24 protein-coding genes and 1 riboswitch are annotated in these 22,177 nt (G+C 64.6%); of the genes, 11 read left to right on the top strand and 13 right to left on the bottom strand.

Going from position 1 to position 22,177, the window contains the following annotated elements; translation table 11 throughout:
• A partial coding sequence (locus QSV36_RS23805; protein ID WP_289135152.1) for an acetolactate synthase large subunit occupies positions 1–951 on the bottom strand: 951 nt, incomplete at its 3' end.
• 184 nt (positions 952–1,135) lie between these two features.
• Between QSV36_RS23805 and QSV36_RS23800 the strand changes: the two genes are divergently transcribed.
• Positions 1,136–2,017 carry a LysR family transcriptional regulator gene (locus tag QSV36_RS23800; protein WP_186685860.1) on the top strand — a complete coding sequence of 294 codons (882 nt, stop codon included), beginning with the start codon at positions 1,136–1,138 and terminating at the stop codon, positions 2,015–2,017.
• Positions 2,018–2,146: 129 nt separating this feature from the next.
• Positions 2,147–3,112, top strand: a complete 966-nt coding sequence (locus tag QSV36_RS23795) for an endonuclease (RefSeq protein ID WP_289135147.1) — start codon at positions 2,147–2,149, stop codon at positions 3,110–3,112.
• 137 nt (positions 3,113–3,249) lie between these two features.
• Here QSV36_RS23795 and QSV36_RS23790 read toward each other — a convergent pair whose 3' ends face one another.
• The 6 genes from QSV36_RS23790 to QSV36_RS23765 all read right to left on the bottom strand — a co-directional run bounded on the left by QSV36_RS23790 (position 3,250) and on the right by QSV36_RS23765 (position 8,939).
• Complete coding sequence (locus tag QSV36_RS23790; protein WP_289135144.1) at positions 3,250–4,224, bottom strand: 2-hydroxyacid dehydrogenase; 975 nt, start codon at positions 4,222–4,224, stop codon at positions 3,250–3,252.
• Positions 4,225–4,234: 10 nt separating this feature from the next.
• Positions 4,235–5,527, bottom strand: coding sequence for an MFS transporter (locus tag QSV36_RS23785; RefSeq protein ID WP_289135141.1), 1,293 nt, complete (start codon positions 5,525–5,527; stop codon positions 4,235–4,237).
• Positions 5,528–5,585: 58 nt separating this feature from the next.
• The gene (locus tag QSV36_RS23780; RefSeq protein WP_289135138.1) at positions 5,586–6,536 is read right to left on the bottom strand and encodes a sugar kinase; all 951 of its coding nucleotides are present in this window, start codon (positions 6,534–6,536) and stop codon (positions 5,586–5,588) included.
• Positions 6,529–7,320, bottom strand: coding sequence for an IolE/MocC family protein (locus tag QSV36_RS23775; RefSeq protein ID WP_289135136.1), 792 nt, complete (start codon positions 7,318–7,320; stop codon positions 6,529–6,531). The genes QSV36_RS23780 and QSV36_RS23775 overlap by 8 nt, the downstream gene beginning before the upstream one ends.
• Positions 7,321–7,386: 66 nt before the next feature.
• On the bottom strand, positions 7,387–8,406 hold the full coding sequence (locus QSV36_RS23770; RefSeq protein ID WP_225777665.1) for a LacI family DNA-binding transcriptional regulator: 1,020 nt from the start codon (positions 8,404–8,406) through the stop codon (positions 7,387–7,389).
• 194 nt (positions 8,407–8,600) lie between these two features.
• Positions 8,601–8,939, bottom strand: coding sequence for a hypothetical protein (locus QSV36_RS23765; RefSeq protein ID WP_289135134.1), 339 nt, complete (start codon positions 8,937–8,939; stop codon positions 8,601–8,603).
• Positions 8,940–9,241: 302 nt separating this feature from the next.
• Here QSV36_RS23765 and QSV36_RS23760 point away from each other — a divergent pair, with 302 nt between their 5' ends.
• The 5 genes from QSV36_RS23760 (at position 9,242) to QSV36_RS23740 (ending at position 14,905) form a co-directional block, all read left to right on the top strand.
• Complete coding sequence (locus QSV36_RS23760) at positions 9,242–10,570, top strand: hypothetical protein (protein WP_289135132.1); 1,329 nt, start codon at positions 9,242–9,244, stop codon at positions 10,568–10,570.
• A gap of 32 nt (positions 10,571–10,602) precedes the next feature.
• Positions 10,603–12,834 (top strand): Ig-like domain-containing protein, encoded by a 2,232-nt coding sequence (locus QSV36_RS23755; protein ID WP_289135130.1) that lies wholly within the window; start codon positions 10,603–10,605, stop codon positions 12,832–12,834.
• A gap of 281 nt (positions 12,835–13,115) precedes the next feature.
• The gene (gene alkB, locus QSV36_RS23750; RefSeq protein ID WP_289135127.1) at positions 13,116–13,763 is read left to right on the top strand and encodes a DNA oxidative demethylase AlkB; all 648 of its coding nucleotides are present in this window, start codon (positions 13,116–13,118) and stop codon (positions 13,761–13,763) included.
• A gap of 153 nt (positions 13,764–13,916) precedes the next feature.
• The gene (locus QSV36_RS23745) at positions 13,917–14,204 is read left to right on the top strand and encodes a hypothetical protein (RefSeq protein ID WP_225777660.1); all 288 of its coding nucleotides are present in this window, start codon (positions 13,917–13,919) and stop codon (positions 14,202–14,204) included.
• A gap of 86 nt (positions 14,205–14,290) precedes the next feature.
• Positions 14,291–14,905, top strand: a complete 615-nt coding sequence (locus tag QSV36_RS23740) for a Yip1 family protein (protein ID WP_289135122.1) — start codon at positions 14,291–14,293, stop codon at positions 14,903–14,905.
• A gap of 19 nt (positions 14,906–14,924) precedes the next feature.
• On the opposite strand, the gene QSV36_RS23735 is transcribed toward QSV36_RS23740, so the two are convergent.
• From QSV36_RS23735 to QSV36_RS23710, 6 genes are all read right to left on the bottom strand, one after another.
• Positions 14,925–15,185: a DUF1652 domain-containing protein gene (locus QSV36_RS23735; RefSeq protein ID WP_289135119.1), complete on the bottom strand. Its 261-nt coding sequence runs from the start codon at positions 15,183–15,185 to the stop codon at positions 14,925–14,927.
• A 183-nt stretch (positions 15,186–15,368) separates the two neighbouring features.
• Complete coding sequence (locus tag QSV36_RS23730; RefSeq protein ID WP_289135117.1) at positions 15,369–16,298, bottom strand: DNA-3-methyladenine glycosylase family protein; 930 nt, start codon at positions 16,296–16,298, stop codon at positions 15,369–15,371.
• Between the two features lie 61 nt (positions 16,299–16,359).
• The gene (locus QSV36_RS23725) at positions 16,360–17,247 is read right to left on the bottom strand and encodes a pirin family protein (protein WP_289135114.1); all 888 of its coding nucleotides are present in this window, start codon (positions 17,245–17,247) and stop codon (positions 16,360–16,362) included.
• A gap of 96 nt (positions 17,248–17,343) precedes the next feature.
• A complete protein-coding gene (locus QSV36_RS23720; protein ID WP_289135111.1) occupies positions 17,344–18,318 on the bottom strand; it encodes a hypothetical protein in 975 nt (324 codons plus the stop codon).
• Between the two features lie 74 nt (positions 18,319–18,392).
• Complete coding sequence (locus QSV36_RS23715) at positions 18,393–19,265, bottom strand: alpha/beta fold hydrolase (RefSeq protein WP_289135108.1); 873 nt, start codon at positions 19,263–19,265, stop codon at positions 18,393–18,395.
• Between the two features lie 21 nt (positions 19,266–19,286).
• Positions 19,287–19,916, bottom strand: a complete 630-nt coding sequence (locus QSV36_RS23710; RefSeq protein WP_289135105.1) for a LysE family translocator — start codon at positions 19,914–19,916, stop codon at positions 19,287–19,289.
• A gap of 124 nt (positions 19,917–20,040) precedes the next feature.
• Here QSV36_RS23710 and QSV36_RS23705 point away from each other — a divergent pair, with 124 nt between their 5' ends.
• The 4 genes from QSV36_RS23705 to QSV36_RS23690 all read left to right on the top strand — a co-directional run bounded on the left by QSV36_RS23705 (position 20,041) and on the right by QSV36_RS23690 (position 22,145).
• Positions 20,041–20,520: a GNAT family N-acetyltransferase gene (locus QSV36_RS23705; protein WP_289135102.1), complete on the top strand. Its 480-nt coding sequence runs from the start codon at positions 20,041–20,043 to the stop codon at positions 20,518–20,520.
• A gap of 42 nt (positions 20,521–20,562) precedes the next feature.
• Positions 20,563–20,782, top strand: a riboswitch (cobalamin riboswitch).
• 92 nt (positions 20,783–20,874) lie between these two features.
• A complete protein-coding gene (locus tag QSV36_RS23700; protein ID WP_289135100.1) occupies positions 20,875–21,063 on the top strand; it encodes a CbtB domain-containing protein in 189 nt (62 codons plus the stop codon).
• Positions 21,064–21,072: 9 nt separating this feature from the next.
• Positions 21,073–21,759 carry a CbtA family protein gene (locus QSV36_RS23695; protein ID WP_289135097.1) on the top strand — a complete coding sequence of 229 codons (687 nt, stop codon included), beginning with the start codon at positions 21,073–21,075 and terminating at the stop codon, positions 21,757–21,759.
• A complete protein-coding gene (locus QSV36_RS23690; protein ID WP_289135094.1) occupies positions 21,759–22,145 on the top strand; it encodes a cobalamin biosynthesis protein in 387 nt (128 codons plus the stop codon). Before QSV36_RS23695 ends, QSV36_RS23690 begins: the two co-directional genes overlap by 1 nt.
• The last annotated feature ends 32 nt before the right edge of the window (positions 22,146–22,177 follow it).

Below are 22,177 nucleotides of genomic sequence, written 5' to 3'. Positions count from 1 at the left end.
GACGGCGTTGGCGATATCGCCGATCACTTCCACCTGCGGGAAGTACACGGCATCCACTTCTGCGGAGCGGAAGTTGATGTGGATGACCTCGGTGCCGCCACGGACCATGAAGAACGGCGGCTTCTCGATCACGTCGTGGCCGATGTTGACGATCAGGTCGGCGGCTTCGATCGCACGGTGGACGAAGTCGCCCGAGGACAGCGCAGCGTTGCCGAGGAAGCGCGGGTGGCGCTCGTCGACTACACCTTTACCCATCTGCGTGGTGATGAACGGAATACCGGTCTTGTCGATCAGCTGCTTGAGGACCTTGGCGGTCATCTTGCGGTTGGCGCCGGCACCGATCACCAGGATCGGGTTGCGCGCGTTCTGCAGCTTCTGCACGGCAGCCTCGATGGCCACGTGCTCGGCCAGCGGGCGGCGGTGCAGGCTTGGCGGGATCGGCAGGGCGTCGGTCTGCTCGGCGGCGATGTCTTCCGGCAGTTCCAGGTGCACGGCACCGGGCTTTTCTTCTTCAGCCAGGCGGAAGGCTTCGCGCATGCGCGCCGGGATGTTGTCGGCCGAGGCGAACTGGTGGGTGTACTTGGTGATGGGGTCCATCATGCCGCACACGTCGATGATCTGGAAACGGCCTTGCTTGGACTTCTTGATCGGCTTCTGGCCGGTGATCATCATCATCGGCATGCCACCCAGGTAGGCGTAGGCGCTGGCGGTAACCAGGTTGGTCGCGCCGGGGCCAAGGGTGGACAGGCTGACGCCGGTCTTGCCGGTCAGACGACCGTAGGTGGCAGCCATGAAACCTGCGGACTGCTCGTGACGGGTCAGTACCAGTTTGATCTTCGACTTGCGCAGGGATTCCAGCAGGTCGAGGTTTTCCTCACCGGGGATGCCGAACACATACTCGACACCTTCGTTTTCCAGGCATTGCACAACGACATCGGCGGCCTTGGCCATTTAGGGTACTACCTCAAAATCTTCGTGGGATTGCAGCGTTATCAAGCTGCGTGACTGAGATGTTGCAGGATGTCTCAGTGGCGCGCATCGTAGGCCCTCCGGTTAATAATAATAAATATATTGTTATGATGCCTGACATCACAGTTCGTTATGAATGCACCTCTCTGATGAGTAGTCCCCGACCATGAATCTCAAGGCATTGCGTTGCTGCGTCGAAATCGTTCGCCAAGGCAGCTTCACCAAAGCCGCGCAACACCTGCACATCGCCCAGCCGGCGCTGAGCATGGCCGTTACCCGCCTGGAGGAAGAACTGGGCGTGACCCTGTTCAACCGCACCACACGCAAAGTCATTCTCACCGCCGAGGGCGAGCGGTTCCTGCCGCGGATTGCCTCGGCCCTGCGCGAAATGGACGTGGCCCGGCAGGAACTGCGCGACATGGCCGACCTCAAGCGCGGCGAAGTCCGCCTGGGTATTCCACCCATGTTCGGCCTGCACTATGTGCCCGGGTTGATGAACGCCTTCCGCCGGCTTTACCCGGGCATCGCCATGACCGTATTCGAAGGCAGCGCCGAGGACATTGGCCAGCGCCTGGAGCAGCGGGAAATCGACCTGGCGCTACTGGAGTCCAGGCGTGTCCCGCCAGACAAGGAATCGATCCTGCTGGGCAGCGACGAGATGCTGGCGTGCATGCACCCCGACCATCCGTATGCCGACAAGGCCTTCCTCACCGCCGAGGACCTGCGCAATACCGACATGGTGGTGTTCGACCGCACCTTCGTACAGCGCCACCTGCTGGACGCGTTCTTCGCCGAACACGGCATCACTTACCAGGTAGCGCTGCAGAGCAACTTCGTCTCGCTGGTGGTGCAGGCCGCACTGGACAACATGGGCGTGGCCACCCTGCTGCGCTCGGTGCAACAGCGCACACCAGGCATTGTCGGCGTGCCGTTCCGGCCGGCGCAGCTGATGAGCTTCCGCCTGTGCTGGCGGTCGGGGGAATACCTGTCGCTGGCCAGCAAGCGGTTCATCGACTTTGCCGCGCAAACCCATTATCTGGAGCGCTGAGGCGAACCCTTTTGGGGGTCAAGCCGGTGGGGTTGCCGGCGGGTCAAGGCCGGGCCTTGATTCAGCAGGCTGGCCAGCCTCGGCGAAACCATTACAATGCCGGCCTCTCCCCGAAATATGTTTTTTCTCATGAAATCACTGCTTTACGCCGCAACCTTACTGTTTTCCTTCACCCTTCCAGCCCTGGCAAGCCCCCCGGCTACCTTCACCGAAGCCAAAGTGGTGGCCAAGCAGAAGGTGTATCTGGACCAGGCCAGTAGTGCCATGGGCGACCTGTACTGCGGTTGCAAATGGACTTGGGTAGGCAAGTCCGGCGGGCGTATCGATGCCGCCTCGTGCGGCTACCAGACGCGCAAGCAGCAAAACCGCGCCGAGCGCACCGAGTGGGAGCACATCGTGCCCGCCTACACCTTCGGCAGCCAGCGCCAGTGCTGGAAGAACGGCGGCCGCGAACACTGCGTCGACGATGACCCGGTGTTCCGCGCCATGGAAGCCGACCTGTTCAACCTCTACCCGGCGGTGGGCGAGGTCAACGGCGACCGCAGCAACTTCAACTACGCCATGGTGAATGGCAATGCCGGGCAGTACGGGCAGTGCAGCACCAAAGTCGACTTCGTGCAGCGTGCCGCCGAACCGCGGGATACAGTGAAGGGCCTGGTGGCGCGCACCACGTTCTACATGTACGACCGCTACAAGCTGAACATGTCGCGCCAGCAGCAGCAGGTGCTGATGGCCTGGGACCGGCAGTACCCGGTATCGGCCTGGGAGAAAGAACGTGATCGCCGCATTGCGGCGATCATGGGCCACGCCAACCCGTTCGTGACCGGCGAGCGCAAATGGACCGCCGACTACAAACCGCAAGGTAGCGGCGTGGTGCAAGCGGTAACGGCGAAGCCCGCCAAGGCCGAAGCCAGGCCGAGCCTGGCCGGCGGCGGGTCGGTGGGGGCGGTGCTTGGCAACCGCAACAGCCACGTTTATCACCTGGCCAGCGGCTGCCCGGGGTATGCTCAGGTCAGCCCGAAAAACCAGGTCACCTTCGCCACCGAGGGTGAGGCGCAAGCGGCGGGCTATCGCAAGGCGGGCAACTGCCGGTAAGCCGGCTTGTCGGGTGATGCCTGCAGCACCGGCTTTGCCGGTGATCGCGGCTGAAGCCGCTCCTACAGGTACCGCGTCAACCTTGGCCGGCGCGGTTCACCTTGTGGAGCGGATTTATCCGCGAAGCAGGCGCAACCTCAAGCCCTGGGTGCCTCATTGACCAGATTCGCCGGCCGTTCACCTGCCAGTGCGCTGAGCAGGTTATCCACCGCGCAACGTGCCATGGCATCGCGGGTTTCCTCGGTCGCCGAGCCGATGTGCGGGGTCGCCACCACGTTGTCGAGCTGCAGCAAGGGCGAGTCCAGCGGTAACGGTTCCTGCACGAACACATCCAGCCCGGCGCCGCGTATGCGCCGCTCACGCAGCGCTTCGACCAGCGCGGCCTCATCCACCACACGTCCGCGGGAAATGTTCACCAGGATCGCCTCAGGCTTCATCAACGCCAGCTCGCGCACACCGATCAAACCTTCGGTGGCAGCACTCAGTGGCACGGTCAGGCAAACGAAATCCGCCTGCTGCAACAGCTCATCCAGGCTGCACTGCCGTGCACCATGACGCGCCTCCACTTCAGGCCTGGCACGTCGGCTGTGATACAGCACACGCATGCCGAAGCCGGCTGCGGCGCGTCTGGCCAAGGCTTCGCCGATACGGCCCATCCCAACGATTCCCAGCGTCTTGCCATGCACATCGCTACCGAAATGTGCCGGGCCGAGGCTGGCCTGCCAACGGCCGTCGCGGACCCAGTTGGCCAGTTCCACAACGCGCCTCGCAGTTGCCAGGATCAAGGCAAAGCCAGTGTCGGCGGTAGTTTCGGTCAGTACGTCGGGAGTGTTGGTCAGCATCACCCGGCGCCGGCTGAGCTCGGCGATGTCGTAGTTGTCCACGCCAACCGAAACGCTGGCTATCACCTCCAGTTGTGGCGCCAGGTCGAGCAAGCTGGCGTCCACCCGCAGGCTGGCCCCCAGCAGCCCGTGTGCCCCCGGCAAGGCGTCGCGCAGGCGTGCCAGGCCGTCGGGCTGGTTGATATCCACCCAGGTCACCTCGACGTGCGCTTGCAGGCGCGCCATCAACGGGTCGGACAGGCGTTTGTACAGGACGATTCGCTTCTTCATCACAGGTTTCCTATTGGCTCATGGCCAGACGTGAACCGCCGCGCTTGGCTCGGCCTGAGGTCCGCGACGTATTGAGTGCGGCGGTAAGCGCCACTGCGGCGAGCAGCGCGCCACACATGAACAGGTAAGAGGCACCGGGCCCACCGGTGGCGCCATTGAGGTAGCCGACCAGCCACGAACCGCCGAACGACCCCAGCGCCCCCATGCTGTTGATCAGCGCCATGGCGCCGCCGGCGACATTGGCTGGCAGGATCTCGGGCACGATCGCGAAGAACGGCCCATAGGGTGCATACATGCAGGCACCGGCGACCACCAGCAACGTGTACGACAACCAGAAATGCTGGCTGCCCAGGGCGTACGAGCCATAGAAGGCGACAGCGGCGATCAGCAGCGGCGGCCAGACGAAGCGCTTGCGCTTCTGCAGGCGGTCGGATGCCCACGAAACGCCAACCATGGCCAGTACCGCCGCCAGGTAAGGTACCGACGCCAGCCAGCCGGCCTCGACGATATCGACCTTCGCTGCCTGCTTGAGGATCGACGGCAGCCACAGCACGAAGCCATACACGCCGATGCTCCAGCAGAAGTACTGCAGCGCAAGGATGATCACCTGTGGCGAGCGGAACGCCTCGCGGTAGTTCTTCACCGGCTTGATGCCTTGCTGCTCGGCGGCCAGCGCCTGCTGCAGGGCGTCTTTCTCCTGCGCGCTCAGCCACGTCACCTGCGCCGGGCGGTCGTCCACCAGGCGCCACCAGAACAACGCCCAGACCACCGCCGGCAAACCTTCGATGATGAACATCCAGCGCCAGTCGTAATGCTTGATCAGATATCCCGATACCACCGACATCCACAGGATGGTCACCGGGTTGCCAAGCATCAGGAAGGTATTGGCACGCGAACGCTCGGCACGGGTGAACCAGTGGCACAGGTACACCAGCATCGCCGGCATTACCGCCGCCTCCACCACCCCGAGCAGGAAGCGGATACCCACCAGCATGTAGACGTTGCTGACCATGCCGGTGAGCGTGGCCAGGCCGCCCCAGAGGATCAGGCAGACGAAGATCAGCTTCTTCACGCTGCGCTTTTCGGCGTAGATGGCGCCAGGTACCTGGAAGAAGAAGTAGCCGAGGAAGAACAGTGCCCCCAGCAACGAGGACAGCACGGGCGTGATCTGCAGGTCTTCGGCCATGCCGGAAGCGGCAGCGAAGCCGTAGTTGGCGCGGTCCAGGTAGGCCAGGCTATAGGTGACGAAGACGATCGGGATGAGGTACCACCAGCGGCGAGGTGCCAGGCTTTGCTTGTGCATGTGTGCTTCTCCTGAGCTTGTTGTTTTTGTTGCAACAGGTGATTCGGGTATGAAGTGTTCACGCGCTTTTGCGCAGTTCGTGAACCTCCAGTTCATGGCGCAACGGCAACCCCTCCATGTCGCCCCGCGACTGCACGGCGCGGCTGCCGCACCAGTTGCCGCGTGCCACTGCGTCGGCCAAGGGCCGGCCTTCCAGCAGCGCGCTGAGCACGCCGACGGCGAAGGCATCGCCGGCGCCGACGGTGTCCACGACCCGGCTGACCGGCACTGGCGCGACCAGGCCTTCGCCATCGGCGCTACGGAAGTAGGCGCCCGCCTCGCCCAGCTTTATCACCACCCGGGCCACCCCCAGGTCGAGGTAGAACGCCGCGATGTCCGCCGGGGTGTGCTGACCGGTGAGCAAGCGGCCCTCCTCCAGGCCTGGCAACACCCAGTCCGCCTTGGCCGCCAGCGCATTGATCTCGCGCACCATGCTGCCCTGGTCAGGCCACAGCGAGGGACGCAGGTTGGGGTCGAAGGAAATGCTGCGCCCGGCGGCGCGCATGCCATCAACCAGTGCATGGGACAGCGCCCGACAACCGTCAGACAAGGCCAGCGGGATGCCGGTGGCGTGCAAGTGGCGGGCTTGCAGGCAGCCCGGGCGGAGCAGCGCTGGCGACAGTCGGCTGGCCGCCGAGCCACGACGGAAGTACTCTACCGCCGGATCACTGCCATCGTCGCAGCGGCCCTTGAGCTGGAAGCCGGTGGGATAACTGGGATCGACTTCCACGCCCGAGCAATCCAGGCCTTCACGGCGCAGGCTGTCCAGCACGAAACGGCCAAGCGAATCGTCGCCCACCCTGCTCAGCCAGCGGACCTTGAAGCCGAGCCGCGCCAGGCCGATGGCCACATTGCTGTCCGCACCTGCGATGCGCTTGCCAAACTGGCTGACATTGGCCAGGTCGCCGGCCTGTTCGGCGACGAACATGGCCATGGTCTCGCCGAAACACAGCACGTCATGTTCACGCATGGCTCGGCACCTCGCGCGCTGCCGCACGGCGACCCAGCGCCGCCAGCGCGCGCACCTGGGCGCGAGTCAGTGCCAGCAGGTCGTCGCTGACCAAGGGGTATTCGACGGCGCGCACCACGCCAGGCGTGAACGCGGCCATGAGTGCAGCCCATTCCTGCAGGTCCGCGGCGTTGGGCGGTACGGCAGCCAGGCGGCCATCGCCCAGGCGCTGTACGGCCTTGCAATGGACGTAACGCACCCAGCGGCCCAGCTGGCGTGCGGCCTGGCGGGCAGTCTCGCCCTGCCACTGCCAGTTACCGATGTCGAACGTCATGCCCAGGCTCAGCCCCAAGTCTTCGGCACGCTGTAGAAACCCCAGCAGTGGCTGGATTCTGCCACCCTGCACCGTCTGGTCATTCTCTACCAGCAGCAGCGGCCCGGGCCCGGGCAACAACCGCGCCAGAGCCGCCATATCGCAGCCGTCCCGGTAGTGCCCCAGGGAAACCTTCAGCGCCACAGCGCCGAGAGCATGGGCGGTTGCCAGCTTCGGTGCAAGCTGCGGGTCAGGCAGGCCCTGCTCGGTCCACAGCTCAAGGGGTGTGGAATACAGGCACTCCAGGCGCAACGCAGCCATGGCTGCCGACAGTGCTGCAGTGTCTGGCGCACAGCTGAACAACTCTTCGCGCAGCTCTACGCGGGTAACGCCAGCGGCAGCCAGCAGGTTGAGGAAATGCGCTTGGCCGTGCTGCTTGACCAGCTCGGCGCCATAGCTGGAAAGGCTGATGGAAACGGGGTTTGCATGCATTGTTGTTATCCCTCTGAAACCGGTTTCATTTTTATCCAGTAACCGCCCGCAGTCGCTTGCTGGCAGTTACTGTGGCTGGGTTGAACCTCGGATGATCAGGTTGGCCTTGAAGTCGATGCGCCTGGCGGCGCCGCTGTCGCCGCGCAATCGACCGAGCAGGCGCTCGAATGCCGCCACGCCGATACGTTCGGTGGGCTGAGCCAGCGCGGTAATGCCGCTACCGACCAAGGGGTACCAGTCGAGGTCGTCGAGGGCGATCAGCCCGACTTCGGCGAACAGGTTGCGCCCGGCCTCGTGCAGCGCCCGGGTCACGGCCAGGGTGGCAATGCCGTTGAAGGTGAAGATGGCCTGCGGACCATGGCCGTTGCCCGCGAGGAACGAGGCCAGCTGGCCGTCCAGGCCGGGGGTGATTTCCGCCACTTGCTGGCGCATGCCTGGCCGGCGGCCGATCGAAGCGCCAAATGCCTCGACCCGCTCCAGCCGCGAGCTGGTGCCATCCAGGGGCTCGGTGACCGCGAGGATATCGCGATAGCCTTGCGCCTGCAGGTGGTCGAGGGCCTGTTCGACCGCGTCGGCGTTGTCCAGGCCTACCAGGTCGACATGCAGCTCGGGCAATTGTCGATCGACCAGTACCAAAGGCATATCGCGCTGCAGGTTGAGCAGTTCCCCGGGATGGTGGCCGAGGGTGTTCACGATCAGACCTTCGACGTTGTACGACTGCAGGGCCATCAGGTGATGACGCTCCTGCTCGTCGTCGCGGTTGGTGTTGCACACCACCAGGCTGTAGCCGTGCTGACGGCAGGCGGTTTCCACGCCATGCATCACCGCTACCGAATAGGGGTTCAGAATATCGGCTACCAGCATGCCGATCAGCCGCGTCTGGCCGCGCTTCAGGCCTCGGGCCATCTGGTTGGGACGGTAGCCGAGGCGCTCGATGACCTGCTCCAGGCGTTTGGCAGTGGCTTCGGCGAGCAATTGGCGATCGCCACCGATATACCGCGAGACGGTGGCCTTTGAAACGCCAGCGACACGCGCTACTTCGCTGATGGTGACCCGTTCGCGGGCATGGGCAGGCGCGTCGGTCATGGGCGGTCCTTATGATTGTTGGAGTAGCGATGAAACCGGTTTCAATACAGCAAAACTGTGTACGTTCGTCAAGCCGCCGCTGGTCGGCACGACGCGCATGATCTGAATGTGAATCTTAACTCCCCGTGCTATTACCTTGAAAAACAAAGCATTCAATCAGGGGTATTTTCTGTCGAGTTAACCTGTAGCCACGCTCATCCCAGCGGATCGGGAGCAGCCCCTGACATTGGCTCAACCAGCGCTTTCAGCGCCCTTGCGGCCATGTAGAATTCGGCTACCCGTTCAGACGGCAGGTCATATTCCCGGCTCCAGGCCTGAAGCTGGTAGGCGAAGAACGTGCAAGCCTGCGGCTTGCCGGCCAACACGTCCTCGATACGTTGCAACAGGGTATCTACCATCTCTTGTCGCCCGGCGAGGTCGGCTGAAACCGCGAGGGCCGCGCCTATTTCCTCGATCAACCACGCCACCATCGGCGAGATCCGATACAGGCTGTTGGCACGCAACGCTTGTGCAGGCGTGAAACTCAACGACATGGCAATGCCCTCCCACCCGAAAGGATTAGCTCGTCTGGGTGAGAGGTGGCCGATGGCAAAAAAGTGGCATTTATTTTTCTAATTATTTCCGCACGCCGACGGGCGTGATCGGGGATCGGCCCGCTGTTGCCCCCAATCCTGGGGTAACGCCCCCCACTCGGCACGCCTGTAGATTGCCTGCGATATAGGCAAGGCCCTTGCAACGCAAGGCGTGCAGCAGCAGTCTCGGATACCTGGCATGGCTATTGCCGATCTCCTGCCAGCCCCAAGTCCATGGGCCCGTTTGCAGGAGGAAATGACTCATGCACCGACCGCTTCCCCGCCCGCTGGCTATGGCGATCTTCATCGGCATGTTACAGGTTCCGGCACAGGCTGCCCTGAACGCTGTCGATCCAGGCGCCTACGTGGCCGCCAACGGTGGTTTCCCCGCCTGGTATCAGGACAACCATGGTCGCGCCCTTGACCTGTGCCTGACCAAGGCGGTCAGCTCGCGTGTTGCGGGGGCCCCTGGCGCCCCTGCGTACATGTGCACGTTATTGCCTACCCCTGGCGTGTTCGACGATACCCAACCGATCGTCTTCCCCGGCAACTTCCCGGACGAGGCGTTCTGGTTCACCGCCGACGCCGCCATCGTCGATGCCAGCCGCGGCATAAACCTAGGCTACGGCACGGCGGTCGAAGCGGCGTTTGCCTCGGGAGAGCCGCTCGCCGGTGACCAGGTCAGCTTCGCCCGGGTGCGTATCCGGGTCGACGTCCCCACCGCCGGCACCTACGTGATTACCCATCCCTATGGTGTCGAAGTGTTCGATGTAGCTGCCGGCGGGCGCCGGGCGATCAACATGACCCGCGACATCGGCATTGCTGGCGCGGGCGATTTCAGCGGTGCGCTGAAAGGCGATGTCGGGCCTTTCCTGCGCAGCGTCAATGGGCCCTACAACGAAGGCAGCGAGCGCTTCATTGGCGACCCGAACCTGGAAGAGCGGGTGACCGGCAGCCCGTTCAAGACCAATTTCGTGCGCATCGAGGGCCCGGGCGGCATCGACCTGCGCACCGAGCTGTTCGCGGTCTCGGGCAAGCTCTCCGATGTGGCCCTGCCAACCCCTTTGATGCCGCAGCGCAGCACCTACTCGCGGCATACCGAGAACGGCGACCTGCGTGCCCAGCAGGACATTTTCGTGATGGCCCCGCCGCCACCGGCCAGCGTCAGCCTGACCAGCCAGGCCCCTCAGCTCAACCTCACCGAGGCCAACGGCACCGGCGCCTGGTACGCGCAGTCGGTACTCAACCCAAGCGTGGGGGCGGTGCTGACCCTGAATGCCGACAACCGCGTGGCGATCCCCAGCAGCAGCCCGGCCATCGCCAACGTGCCGCTGGCCGACCTGGTCACCATCATCCAGGCCCAGTACCGGTTGTCCACCGGCCAGCTGACCCTGGTGGCCAGCAGCAGCGACGAAACGACTCCGCCGGTGCTCACCGCGCGCACCGGCAACGGCACGCTGATCGGCGACCTCAGCGGCGACGGCGCCTTGAAAAGCCTGAATACAAGCCTGTCACCCATCCCGCCAGCCAAGGTGACAGTCACCAGTGCCAGCGGGGGCAGCGACACCGAAGACGTGGTGCTGGTGCCATGAACAGACAAAGGCCGAGCCCTGAAGGAGGTAGCATGAACACCTGGTCGCGCCGTGCACTGTTAGCCGCCGGTCTCTCTCTTGGTGTTACCGGCACTGCCTCAGCCGTGCTGTCCGACGTCGACCCGGGGCCTTACACCTTCGCCACCGGTGGCTACCCGATGTGGTACAAGGACAGCCTTGACCAGTCCCTGGAGCTGTGCCAGTCACGTGCGACCAGCACGCGCGCGCCAGGCGCGGCAGGTGCACCGGCGTATATGTGCACCCTGTTGCCCGAACCCGGCATCTATGACGATACCCTGCCGCTGGTATTCCCGGATAACTGGCCGCCGGAGATGTTCTGGTTCCTCGCGGAAACCTCGATCCCCGCAGTGGGCAACAGTGGCTATGAGCTGGAAGTCTATGTCGCCGGGCTGGAGGCGGCTTTCGCAGCGGGAAACCCGGTGGACGGCGATCAGCAAAGCTTCGCCCGCATCCGTATCCGGGCTTCCGTGCCACGCACTGGCACCTACACCATCACCCACCCTTACGGCGTCGAAACGGTCAACGTCACCACCGCCGGCCGGCGGGCGATCAATATCACCCGTGACATAGGCATTGGTGCGCCGGGCAACTTCCGGGGCGCACTGGCCGGGGCGATCGGCCCTTGGTTGAAGGGTGTCGGCGGGCCCTACATCGAGGTCAATCCCGATACGGGCGCCAGCGAAACCTATGTTGGCGACCCCAACATCACCGAAGCGGTGACCGGCAGCCCGTTCAATACCAACTTCGTGCGCATCGAAGGCCCCGCTGGCACCCTTCAGACCAACCTTTTCGCTGTCTCTGGCAAGGTACTGGATCCACGCGCGCAGACCCCGGTATCCCTGCAGCGTGCCACCTATTCGCGCAGTGCGAGCGGCACTCGCACCGAAGTGTTCGCCAAGGCCCCCAAGGAAGCCAGCCTGTGCATGCGCAACGGCCTGGCCCTGGTCGGCAACCCGCCTTCGCCGTGCCAGTTCACCCTCACCGCCGACAACAACGGGTTGTTCTTCCACCAGCAGCCTGGCCCTGACGCGCCGCCGCCGGTGGTGGTGGTGACCGCCAGCAACAGCACCGCCGGTACCCGGCCGACGGCGCTGTCGAGCAAGCTCAGCGACGTGGTCAAGGTCAGCACCGCACGCTACGAATGGGCCAGCAAACGCCTGCTGGTCGAGGCCAGTTCCAGCGATGAAGTGGCCATTCCCGACCTGATCGCCCAAGGCTATGGCCGGCTGTCCAGGTCGGGCACGCTACAGAGCCTGACCATCAACGACGTACCGCAGCCACCGGCCAGCATCACCGTCAAGTCGGCTCACGGCGGCAGCGATATCGAGCCGGTGGTGGTGATAGGCAACGCCCCGGTCGAAGCGGCCAACCAGCCGCCGTTGGCACAGGCCGATAGCGGCAGCACCAGTGTCGGCATTCCGATTACCCTCAACCTGCTGCAGAACGACAGCGACCCGGACGGCAACGTACCGCTGGCCATCAGCGACCTGACCCAACCCGGTGCGGGGCTGGGCAGCGTAGTGATGAACGGCACCACTGCGGTCACCTATACCCCACCCGCCGGGGCCACCCAGCCGCTGGTAGCCAGCTTCGGCTACCGCGCGGTAGATGCCAAAGGCCTGAAGTCGCTACCGGCCACGGTCACCATCAACGTGGCCCCCAACCGGGCGCCGACGGCCAACCCGGAAACAGTCGCCACCCTCGGCGTGCCATTGACCATCAACGTGCTGGCCAATGACACCGACCCGGAAGGCAACCTGCCGTTGGCCGTTGCCGCTGTGACCCAGCCAGCCGCCGGCCGCGGCAGCGTCAGCAGCAACGGAACCACGGTGACCTATACCCCGCCAGCCACGGTGACCACGGCCTTCACCACGACTTTCAGCTACCAGGCACGGGACTCGCTGGGGGCGCTGTCCAATTCCGCCATCGTCACCGTCAACGTCTCGCCACGGCCCGTCGCCGAAACCTTCACGGTCACTGAAGCCACCGTCACGGTACGCTCGAACAACCGCTACAACTGGGACCTCAGCGGCACTTCGTCGGTAACCACCGGCAATACCGTCACCGTGCGGGCGACCACCACCAGCGGGGTGCAGACCCTGGGCAGCGCCACAGTGGCGTTGGGCGGGCGCTGGCGCCTGGCGGTGCGCAACAGCACCACGCTCATCCCGACTGTGACACCGACGGCGACGATCACCACCAGCCAAGGCACCACGCGCACGGTCAACGTCGTTGTGCGGTAACTGTCGGAGGTTGCGAAGAAACATCTGTTGGCATCGTCGTCAGCCAGTTAGGCGGTGACAGCCTGGCCACTGTGCGCCAGCAATACAGCGTTCCCCCTTGAACCGCGGTACTCCTCTCCCTGGTGCCGCGGTTCCTTTTTTGCAGCGTCCGGTTTTCTTGCGCCCGGTCGCGAGCAGGCCTCACGGCACTGGCACAGTGTTGAAGACTTGCAAAACCCGCAGATAGGCCAAGCCTGCCAGGCGCTTTACAATGGTCGCCATCCAACCCGATACCCGAGCATATGATCCAGTCCGACCTCGACCTGTTCGGCACTCAGGCACAACGCCTGGCCAGTCATACCGTGCTGCTGCCCGGCTTCGCCCTGGCCGAAATCGAGCCCGTGCTCGACGCCCTGCGCCCGGTACTGCGCGCGGCGCCGTTCCGGCACATGCATACCCCGGGCGGCCTGCGCATGGCGGTAGGGCTGACCAACTGCGGCACGCTGGGTTGGGTCAGCGATGAGCAGGGCTACCGTTACAGCCCCTGCGACCCGCTCAGCGGCAAACCCTGGCCCGCCCTGCCCCCTGTATTGCTGGCCCTGGCCACCCGGGCGGCGGCCGTGGCCGGTTTCGACCACTTCATGCCGGATGCCTGCCTGGTCAACCATTACCTGCCCGGCACCCGCCTGAGCCTGCACCAGGACCGCGACGAACTGGACTTCGGCCAACCGATCGTGTCTGTGTCCCTGGGTTTGCCGGCAATATTCCTGTTCGGCGGGCTGCAGCGCGCCGACAAGACCCGGCGCATTGCCCTGAGCCATGGCGATGTGCTGGTCTGGGGCGGCGAAGACCGCTTGCGCTTCCACGGTGTGCTACCGGTCAAACCCGGCGTACATCCGCGCCTGGGGGAACGGCGGATCAACCTGACCCTGCGCAAGGCCGGGCGCTGAAGCGGGCCTGTGCAAACAGGATGAACGCGCATGAAACAGGTTGAACATCTTGGCCTGGCAAGCTTCAAAGAAAAGGCCATGCCATTTCAGCCTGGAGCCCGCCATGCCCTACCTGTACTCAGCCAACCGTCTTCGCAACGGAGCAGCGCGACCATGAAAATGCCCTGCCGCGCGCCCAGTGCTTCCCTGCAGCTCGATTACGTACGCGACACCCTGTTCGGCCCGGTCGCACAAAGCATGGAATGCCAGTGCCAGATTGCCGCCCTCAACCTGCAAGGTCGCCCGGGCCTGCGCCTGCACATCTGCCCGCCGTTGCCCGACAAGGTGGAGCGCGCCCACAGCGTGGCGTTTGTCTGGGATGGACGCAGCTACCACGGTGTGGTCCGCGACCAGGGCAAGTGCGGGGATGGCGGCCTGAACCTGCTGCTGGAACTGCAGTAAAGCCGATCGACGGTGACCAACCCGGCTGAACCTGCCGGGCGCAGCATGCCTCCATACCAAAGAGCCCACGCCTGCCGGAGAATGCCATGAACAGTCCGTTGCTCAAGCTCTTCACCCACCCCGCCGACGCCTGGCTGGACATCCGCCGGGCCGAGGAAGACCACCCGCAGCAATACCTGCCGCGCCTGCTGGCCCTGGCGTTGATCCCCGCCGTGTGCCTGTTCGTCGGCACCAGCACCTTCGGCTGGAGCCTTGCCGCCGAGGAGCGGGTGCGCCTGAGCATGGGCAGTGCCGCGCAACTGGCAGGCTTGCTCTATGCCACCACGGTGGGCGGGGTCATGCTGATGGGCGTGATGATTCGCTGGATGTCGCGTGGCTTCGATACCCAGCCCAGCCTCAACCAGTGCATCGGCTTCGCTGCCTACTGCGCCACGCCCTGGTTCTTCGCCGGCGTGGTCGGCCTGCTGCCGATCCGCTGGCTGGCCGTTGCGGCGCTGCTGGCGGCCTCGGCGTATGCCAGCGTGCTGCTGTATGGTGGCTTGCAGACGTTCCTGCGGCTGAAGAAAGAACAGGCCATGCTGTTCGCGACCTGCGTCTGGGGGGTAGGCCTGTTGCTGCTGGTGACCATCCTGGTGGCGATGATCCTGTTCTGGTTCAATGGCCTGATGCCGGAATATGTGCGCCCGGCCAGCCTGGGCTGACCGGAACGCGATGGGCTACTCAGGCAATCGCCTTGAGTGGCGCCGGCTGAGTGCTACGCAGCGCGTGCAGCTGGCCTACCAGGTTGACCAGGTCGCGGCAACTGTTCAGGCTTTGCAGCGGGACCCCGCTCAGGGTCACGCCTTCGTCGAGACTCTGACCCTGACCCAGGCGGATGGTCAGGTTGGCGCCGTCCGTGCAGCTGACTTCACAGCGGTCGGGCAGGCAGGCCTGCTCGATCATCTGCCGCATCTCCAGCATCGAAACTCCTATCAACGACATGGTACGACCCTCTCTGTGGGATGGCCTGTTGTGTGAGTACACCTTTGTCAGGCGAGGTGCCAATTGATATTGCGCATGCCGCGGCAGGTGTCCATGCGCCGGGGCAATGATGGTGCCGGAATCCTCTAGCACCTTAGTGGAAGATTGCCGGTGCGGGCCGGGTGTGCGGACGCGATGGCAAAGTTAGCGACGAGCGGTCTCGTCAGGCCCCAGCGACGCCCACAGGTGCTGGGCCGCATACGCCCGCCACGGCCGCCAGGCCAGGGCGCGTTCGGCCAGTTGTGCCTGGTCCCCTTCCAGCCTGCGCAACGCCTTGACCAAGGCAACGTCGCCCAGCGGTAAAGCATCCGCCGCACCTGCCTGGCGCAGCGCCAGGTAGTGCGCGGTCCATGGGCCGATGCCCTTGAGCCGGCACAGCTTGCACAACAGCGTATCGAGGGGCTGCCCGCGCCGCAGCAAGCCGGGCTCGGCCAGCAAGGCATTGGCCAGCGTGCCCAGGGTTGCGGCACGAGCCCGCGGCATTCCGAGGTTGTCGAATTGCGCCGCCGCCAAAACCGTCAGCGTCGGGAACACGTGGCTCAAGCCCGGCACAGCCAGGCGCAGGGCTTGACCATGGCGCTGCACCAGCCGGCCAGCCAGGGTCATGGCCCCAGCTACGCTGATCTGCTGGCCCAGCACAGTGCGCATCGCCTGCTCACAGGCGTCCCAGCCTTGCGGCAGACGCAAGCCTGGGCGTTGCTTGATCAGGCGGGCCATGAGCGGATCGGCGCAAAGCCCGGCGTTGATACACGCAGGGTTGGCATCAAGGTCGAAGACTCGCCTCAGCCTGGCGATCAGACCAGGCAGCGCCCGCGCCGGAACGCCTTCGAGGCGGATGAGCAGGTGCTGGTTGCCGGAAGGCGTAACGTGCACCACGGCATGCCGGCCGGCAACCACCAGCGAACGCCTGTAGCTGCCGTCCACACAGGTTTCTACGCCGGGAATACAGCGCGCAGCAAGGAACGCCAGCATCGAAGGCCAGTGGTAAGGGGCATGGTAGCGTAGCCACAGGGTTTCGTGGCGGGCGCCGGGCAGCGACCGGCGCAACATGTGCAACGAACTGAGCTTGGCCATGGCTGCATCATGCCAGCAAATGCGTGACCTGTACCGGCCCCTGCCGCCGCTGCAGTGTCGATCACGTGGCCGCGGGGTCCTGCGCGGCCTGCATCTGCCCGAACCGTCCGGCATGGAAATCATCGAACGACTCGGCAATCTCCGCCTGGCTGTTCATCACGAACGGGCCATAACCGACGATCGGCTCGTCGATCGGCTCACCGCTGAGCAGCAGCACGCTGGCGCCTTCCAGCGCTTGCACGACAACATCTTCACCGGCACGGTCAAGCAACACCAGGCTGGCCGGGCCAGCTTCGCGCTCGTGGTTGATCCGCACGTTGCCGCGCAATACCACCAGCGCCGCGTTGCGCCCGGCAGCCACTGGCAGGCGCAGCGTGGCACCGGCATTCAGACGCAGGTCCCAGACATCCATGGCGGTAAAGGTGCGCGCCGGCCCCGGATGCCCGCGATAGTCCCCCGCGATCACCCGCAGGCTACCGCCCTCGCCGTCCAACTCGACCACCGGAATATCCTTGGCCAGCAGGGTCTGGTAGCCAGCGGCTGCTCGTTTATCCCGCGCCGGCAGGTTGACCCACAGCTGCACCATTTCCAGCATGCCGCCGCTGCGGGCAAAGCCTGGGGAATGGAACTCCTCATGGATGATGCCGTTGGCAGCGGTCATCCATTGCACATCACCGGGGCCGATCAAGCCACCAGCACCCGTGGAGTCACGATGCTCCAGCTCGCCCTGGTAGACGATGGTCACGGTTTCGAAGCCGCGGTGTGGATGCTGGCCGACGCCGCGCCGCGCACTGGTCGGGGTGAACAGATGAGGACCGGCATAGTCCAGCAACAGAAACGGGCTGATCTTGCCGGCCAGATCGTCGTAGGTGAACAGGCTACGCACCGGGAAGCCATCACCCACCCAATGGGCGTGAGGACTGCGGTGGATGCCCAGTATGCTTTTCATGAGAAGGCTCCTCTCTTGGCTGCGATCACCTTACCAGCGATGCCAATCAGGCAATAGCTGGTGGAAATGGCATACATCGTCCCACCTGAGGGACAATCAGAAGCACATGGCGTGGAGTATCGGGTGCCCCGGGTATTGTGCCCTCAACCAACGTTCCAGTTGCAACGAAAAGGCTTGCCCGCGCTTGCGCAGCTGCCGATAAAGCGGATCCGCCATTGCCTGGTCAGGCGCCAGTCGGTCCAGATTGCGGCGGTTTTCCGCCGAGGAAATCAACTCGAGAAAGACCGCGTAGTCTTCGAACAGCGCGTCGCTGTGAGGATTGTCAGCGCCGAGCGTGGCCAGGCGCTGCAACGGGGTCAGGGCCAGCAACTGTCGAAGGCGGTCGACCTTGGCTGGCGCAGGCAGGCCGTGTACTTCGGCGACGGCTACGATGCCGCCTGCAAGAAGCAGTTTCCGGGAAAACAGCAATTTGATGTTGCGTACCCCCCAGGCCTTGCCCTCGGCTCTTTTCTCCTCGAAGTTTGCCATCAGGGTCCGGTAGTAGCGAATCAGGTCGTTAAGCAGGAACCTGGCAAGGCCGTGGCCATGGTCATCAGGCACATAACGGCGCAGCAGGTCATGTTGCCACCTGGCAAAGGCGGCCTGCCCATACAGGGGGCGGCCTTCGAGCAGCATCAACATGCGCCTAGTCAACGCGCTGCTGCCTTCACGCTTCCAGCCTATGTGCTCGCTCAGGTCCGCATAGTGGGCCAGCGCATCCCGGCCGAACTTGGCCACGTCGCTCTCGCCTGGGTGGCTGACAGGCCGCAGGGCGTCGCCGACCTGGCGCAATATCTGGTCCAGACGCTGCACTGGCAAGCTGCTGTCATGCACGATGAAGAAGTCGATGTCCGAAACCTGGGAAACTTCGCATCGACCGTAGGAGCCCACGCTGACCACGGCCAGGGGTGAGCCTGCTGTCAGCGGTGCCAGCGTACTGTGCATGGTTCGCCTGAGCGACTCGATTGCGGCACAGGAGTAGTCGTAGCGCTTTTGCAGATAGGCGGGGGTCAGCAAGGTCTGGCTGGTCATGGCATAGGCTCGGGAAAAGCCCAAGGTTACCCACGCCGTCCTGCGCAACGCTGTCTGGAAAACTATCCCGCCGGTTACTGCTGCAGGAACGCCCGCACGGCATCGGCGCAAGCCTCGGGATGTTCCTGCATGAAGCAATGCCCACCGGCAACCTGCCTGCTGGTTACCCAAGCATTGAGCGCTGCCAGGCGGTTGACCGAATGGGGCACGAAGGGGTACGTATGCTCACCATACAAGACCTGTGTGGGTGTGCGGATCGCTGCCAGGCTGGCCCAAAGACGCCGGGGGAACGAGCTGAATATCTCCACTTCGCGGCTGGGCCGGCACTTGAGCACCACCGACTCGCCGCAATCACCAATGGCATGCTCGACATACGCTTGCAGCGCTGCATCAGTCCACCCCTTGAAGATGCCGCGGCCCTGCAGCGAAGCCAGCGCTGTCGCTCGATCGGGCCAGTGGCTGCGGCGGCTGGCAGCCTTGCGTGCGAGGCCGTGGCGCCGGTGCAGGCCAAGCAATGCAGCCGCGCCCATTACCCCGAGCATGCGCCGGCTGAACAACACCGGATCAAGCAGCACGGCACGGCTGAACAGTTGCGGTTCACTGGCCAGGATCAAGCCGGTGAGCACGCCCCCAAAGCTGTGCCCCACGGCAAACCGCGGTACCTCGCCATACTCGCCGCGCCCGGCGGCGAAGGCTTCCAGCGCCAGCGCGGCGGTACGATTCCAGCCGCGAAATGCCCCACCATGGTCGCTGTCGCCATGGCCCTGGACATCGCTGAGCCACAGGTCGAAATGTTCACCCAGACGCATCAGCAAGGGCTGGTAGGTCAGACAGCAAAAGCCATTGCCGTGCAGGAAATGCAGCAGCGGCCGGCCACTGGCCGGGGTTCGCCAGCCACGCAGGGTGAAGCCTTCAGCGCATTCATGTGACCAGGGAATCAACTGCATCGGTTTGGCGTACTCGCGGGCTCAGGAAAACGCTGATTCTACAAACAGCAGCGGGTACAGCGAAATCACCAGCAGCAAGGCCATCAGGACATTGAACAGCATCAGCCAGCGCGGGTTCTGCAACAGGTTGCGCAGGGCGCTGCCGAACATCACCCAAACGCCGACGCTGGGCAGGTTGACCAGGGCGAACAAGGCGGCAATCACGATCACGTTGGCCACATAGCCTTGCGCCGGAGTGTAAGTGGTAATGGCCCCCACCGCCATCACCCAGGCCTTGGGGTTGACCCACTGGAACGCCGCAGCCCCCCAGAAGCCCAGCGGTTTGCGGGCGGCGGACGAGGCCGTGCCGACCGGCCCGGAGGTGGCGATCTTCCAGGCCAGGTACAGCAGGTAGGCCGCGCCGCTGTAGCGCAGTACCGTGTACAGCGCCGGCCAGGCCTTGAACACCTCGCCCAGGCCCAGGCCTACGGCCAGCACCATCACCATGAAACCGACGCTGATGCCCATGGCATGGGGAATCGAGCGGCGCACACCGAAGTTCACCCCCGAGGCCAGCAGCATGGTGTTGTTGGGCCCCGGGGTGATCGAGGACACGAAGGCGAACAGCACGAAAGCAGTCAGCAGGTCGGCAGAGGCAAGCATGGCGGGCATTCCATTTTCTTCATGGGTGCTGCCACACTAACGGAGTCGCCTTGCCGGCGACTGGTACAGTTTCGGAAAATTAAGTAGATACACATTACTGTACCGACAATAAGCGCCCAAGGAAGCCCTCGCCATGACCGTCACCATTCGCCCTGCCGTCCCCACTGATGCCGCGCAGATCCTGGCCTTCATCACCGAGCTGGCCGAGTATGAACGCGCCCGCCACGAGGTGGTCGCCAGTATTGCCGATATCGAGCACAGCCTGTTCGGCGCGGGCAGCACAGTGCGCAGCCTGATCTGCGAGCGTGACGGCCGGGCCATCGGTTTCGCCGTGTATTTCTATAGCTACTCGACCTGGCTCGGGCGCAACGGCATCTACCTCGAAGACCTGTACGTGACCCCGGAACAGCGCGGCGACGGCGCCGGCCGGCAATTGCTGCGGCACATTGCCCGCGAAGCGGTGGCCAACCAGTGCGGACGGCTCGAATGGAGCGTGCTGGACTGGAACGAGCCGGCGATAGGCTTCTACCAGTCGCTGGGGGCCGAAGCACAGGACGAGTGGGTGCGCTACCGACTGGATGGCGACAAGCTGGCCGCCTTCGCGCGCGGCTGATCCAGCGCTTCGCACATTGACGCCACGCCCAACCCATGCTCTTCTTACACCTCGCGTTCAGGTGCCCCCTTGGGGTGAAACGGGAAACCGGTGCGTCGCAGGCTCTCGAGCAGGGCCGGACAAAGCCGGTGCTGCCCCCGCAACGGTAAGCGAGCGAAGCGTCAATACCACTGTGCCCGTAGGCGGCATGGGAAGGTGATGCTGTCCAGGAGCCCGGCTCCTCCTCGCAAGCCCGGAGACCGGCCTGACGTCCATGAACACCCCGCGGTGGGCGGGCGCTGTTGCATCCCCCTGGGCAGTCACGCCTGGGGCTGCCGCGCTTGCCCGTCGCCCCAAAAAGCAGAGGAACGCGTCATGCCCGTCACCAGTGCCAAGCCACACAGCATTACCACCCCGGTCACCCTCAGCCAGCGTGTCGTCATCGCCGTCGGCGCCAGCCTGTTGGGCCTGTGCCTGGTGTACTTCGCAGGTTTCTCCCACATCGAGGCCGTGCACAACGCGGCCCACGACACCCGCCACAGCGCCGCCTTCCCCTGCCACTGAGTACGCCTGATGATCATGCGCATTGCCCGCACGGCGGGTTTCAGCGGGCTGCTTGCGGCCTTGTTGCTGACCCTGTTGCAAAGCTTCTGGGTCGCCCCGCTGATTCTCGAGGCGGAAACCTACGAGTCGGCGGTACCAGCGGCACACCACGAGCATGGCAGCGAGGTGCCAGCCCATGAGCACGACGCCGAAGCCTGGTCGCCGGAAGACGGCTGGCAAAGGGTACTGTCGACCACCGGCGGCAACCTGGTGGTCGCGGTCGGCTTCGCCCTGATCCTCGCCGCCCTGTACAGCCTGCGCGAACCGCGGCGTATCGGCAGCGGTGCACTGTGGGGCCTGGCCGGCTTCGCCGTGTTCTGCCTGGCCCCTACCCTGGGCCTGCCACCGGAACTGCCAGGTACCGCTGCCGCCGACCTGGGGCAACGTCAGGCCTGGTGGGTCGGCACGGCGAGCGCTACCGCCGCGGGCCTGGCCTTGCTGGTGTTCGCCCGCCACTGGCTGCTGAAAGTGCTGGGCACCGCGCTGCTGGTGATCCCGCATGTGCTTGGCGCGCCACAACCCGAGGTACATGCAAGCCTCGCCCCCGAAGCGCTGGCAACCCAGTTCAAGCTGGCCTCCTGGCTGACCAATGCCGTCTTCTGGCTGGCCCTGGGCATGCTCAGCACCTGGTTGTTCCGCCGCGCCCGCCAGGCCTGATGCAGGGTTTTTTCGCCGGCTTCGGCTGCCGCCGGGGGTGCCCGGCGGATGCCCTGGAAGCACTGCTGCGCCAGGCTTTGAACAACCAGGGCCTGGCGCTTGCCGATCTGCATGGCATCGCCAGCGTCAGCCTCAAGGCCAACGAGCCCGGCCTGCAACAGCTGGCCGAACGCCTTGCGGTGCCGCTGGTGCTGTACCCTACCCGGCAACTGCAAGCCTACGAGGCGCTGCTCAGCCACCACTCTGCCGCCGCCCATGCTCACAGCGGTTGCTGGGGGGTCGCAGAAAGCGCAGCGCTGGCGCTGGCCAGCGAGCGCCTGGGTACCGCCAGGTTGCTGCTGAGCCGCCAGGTACTGGGGCCGGCCACCCTCGCCCTGGCCTGTTGAACGTTCCACCGCAACTTCCTGCAAGGACTATC

Origin of the sequence: Pseudomonas sp. BCRC 81390 (genome assembly GCF_030341915.1) — a bacterium.
Classification (GTDB): domain Bacteria; phylum Pseudomonadota; class Gammaproteobacteria; order Pseudomonadales; family Pseudomonadaceae; genus Aquipseudomonas.
This window is presented reverse-complemented; position numbering and strand designations above follow the sequence as displayed.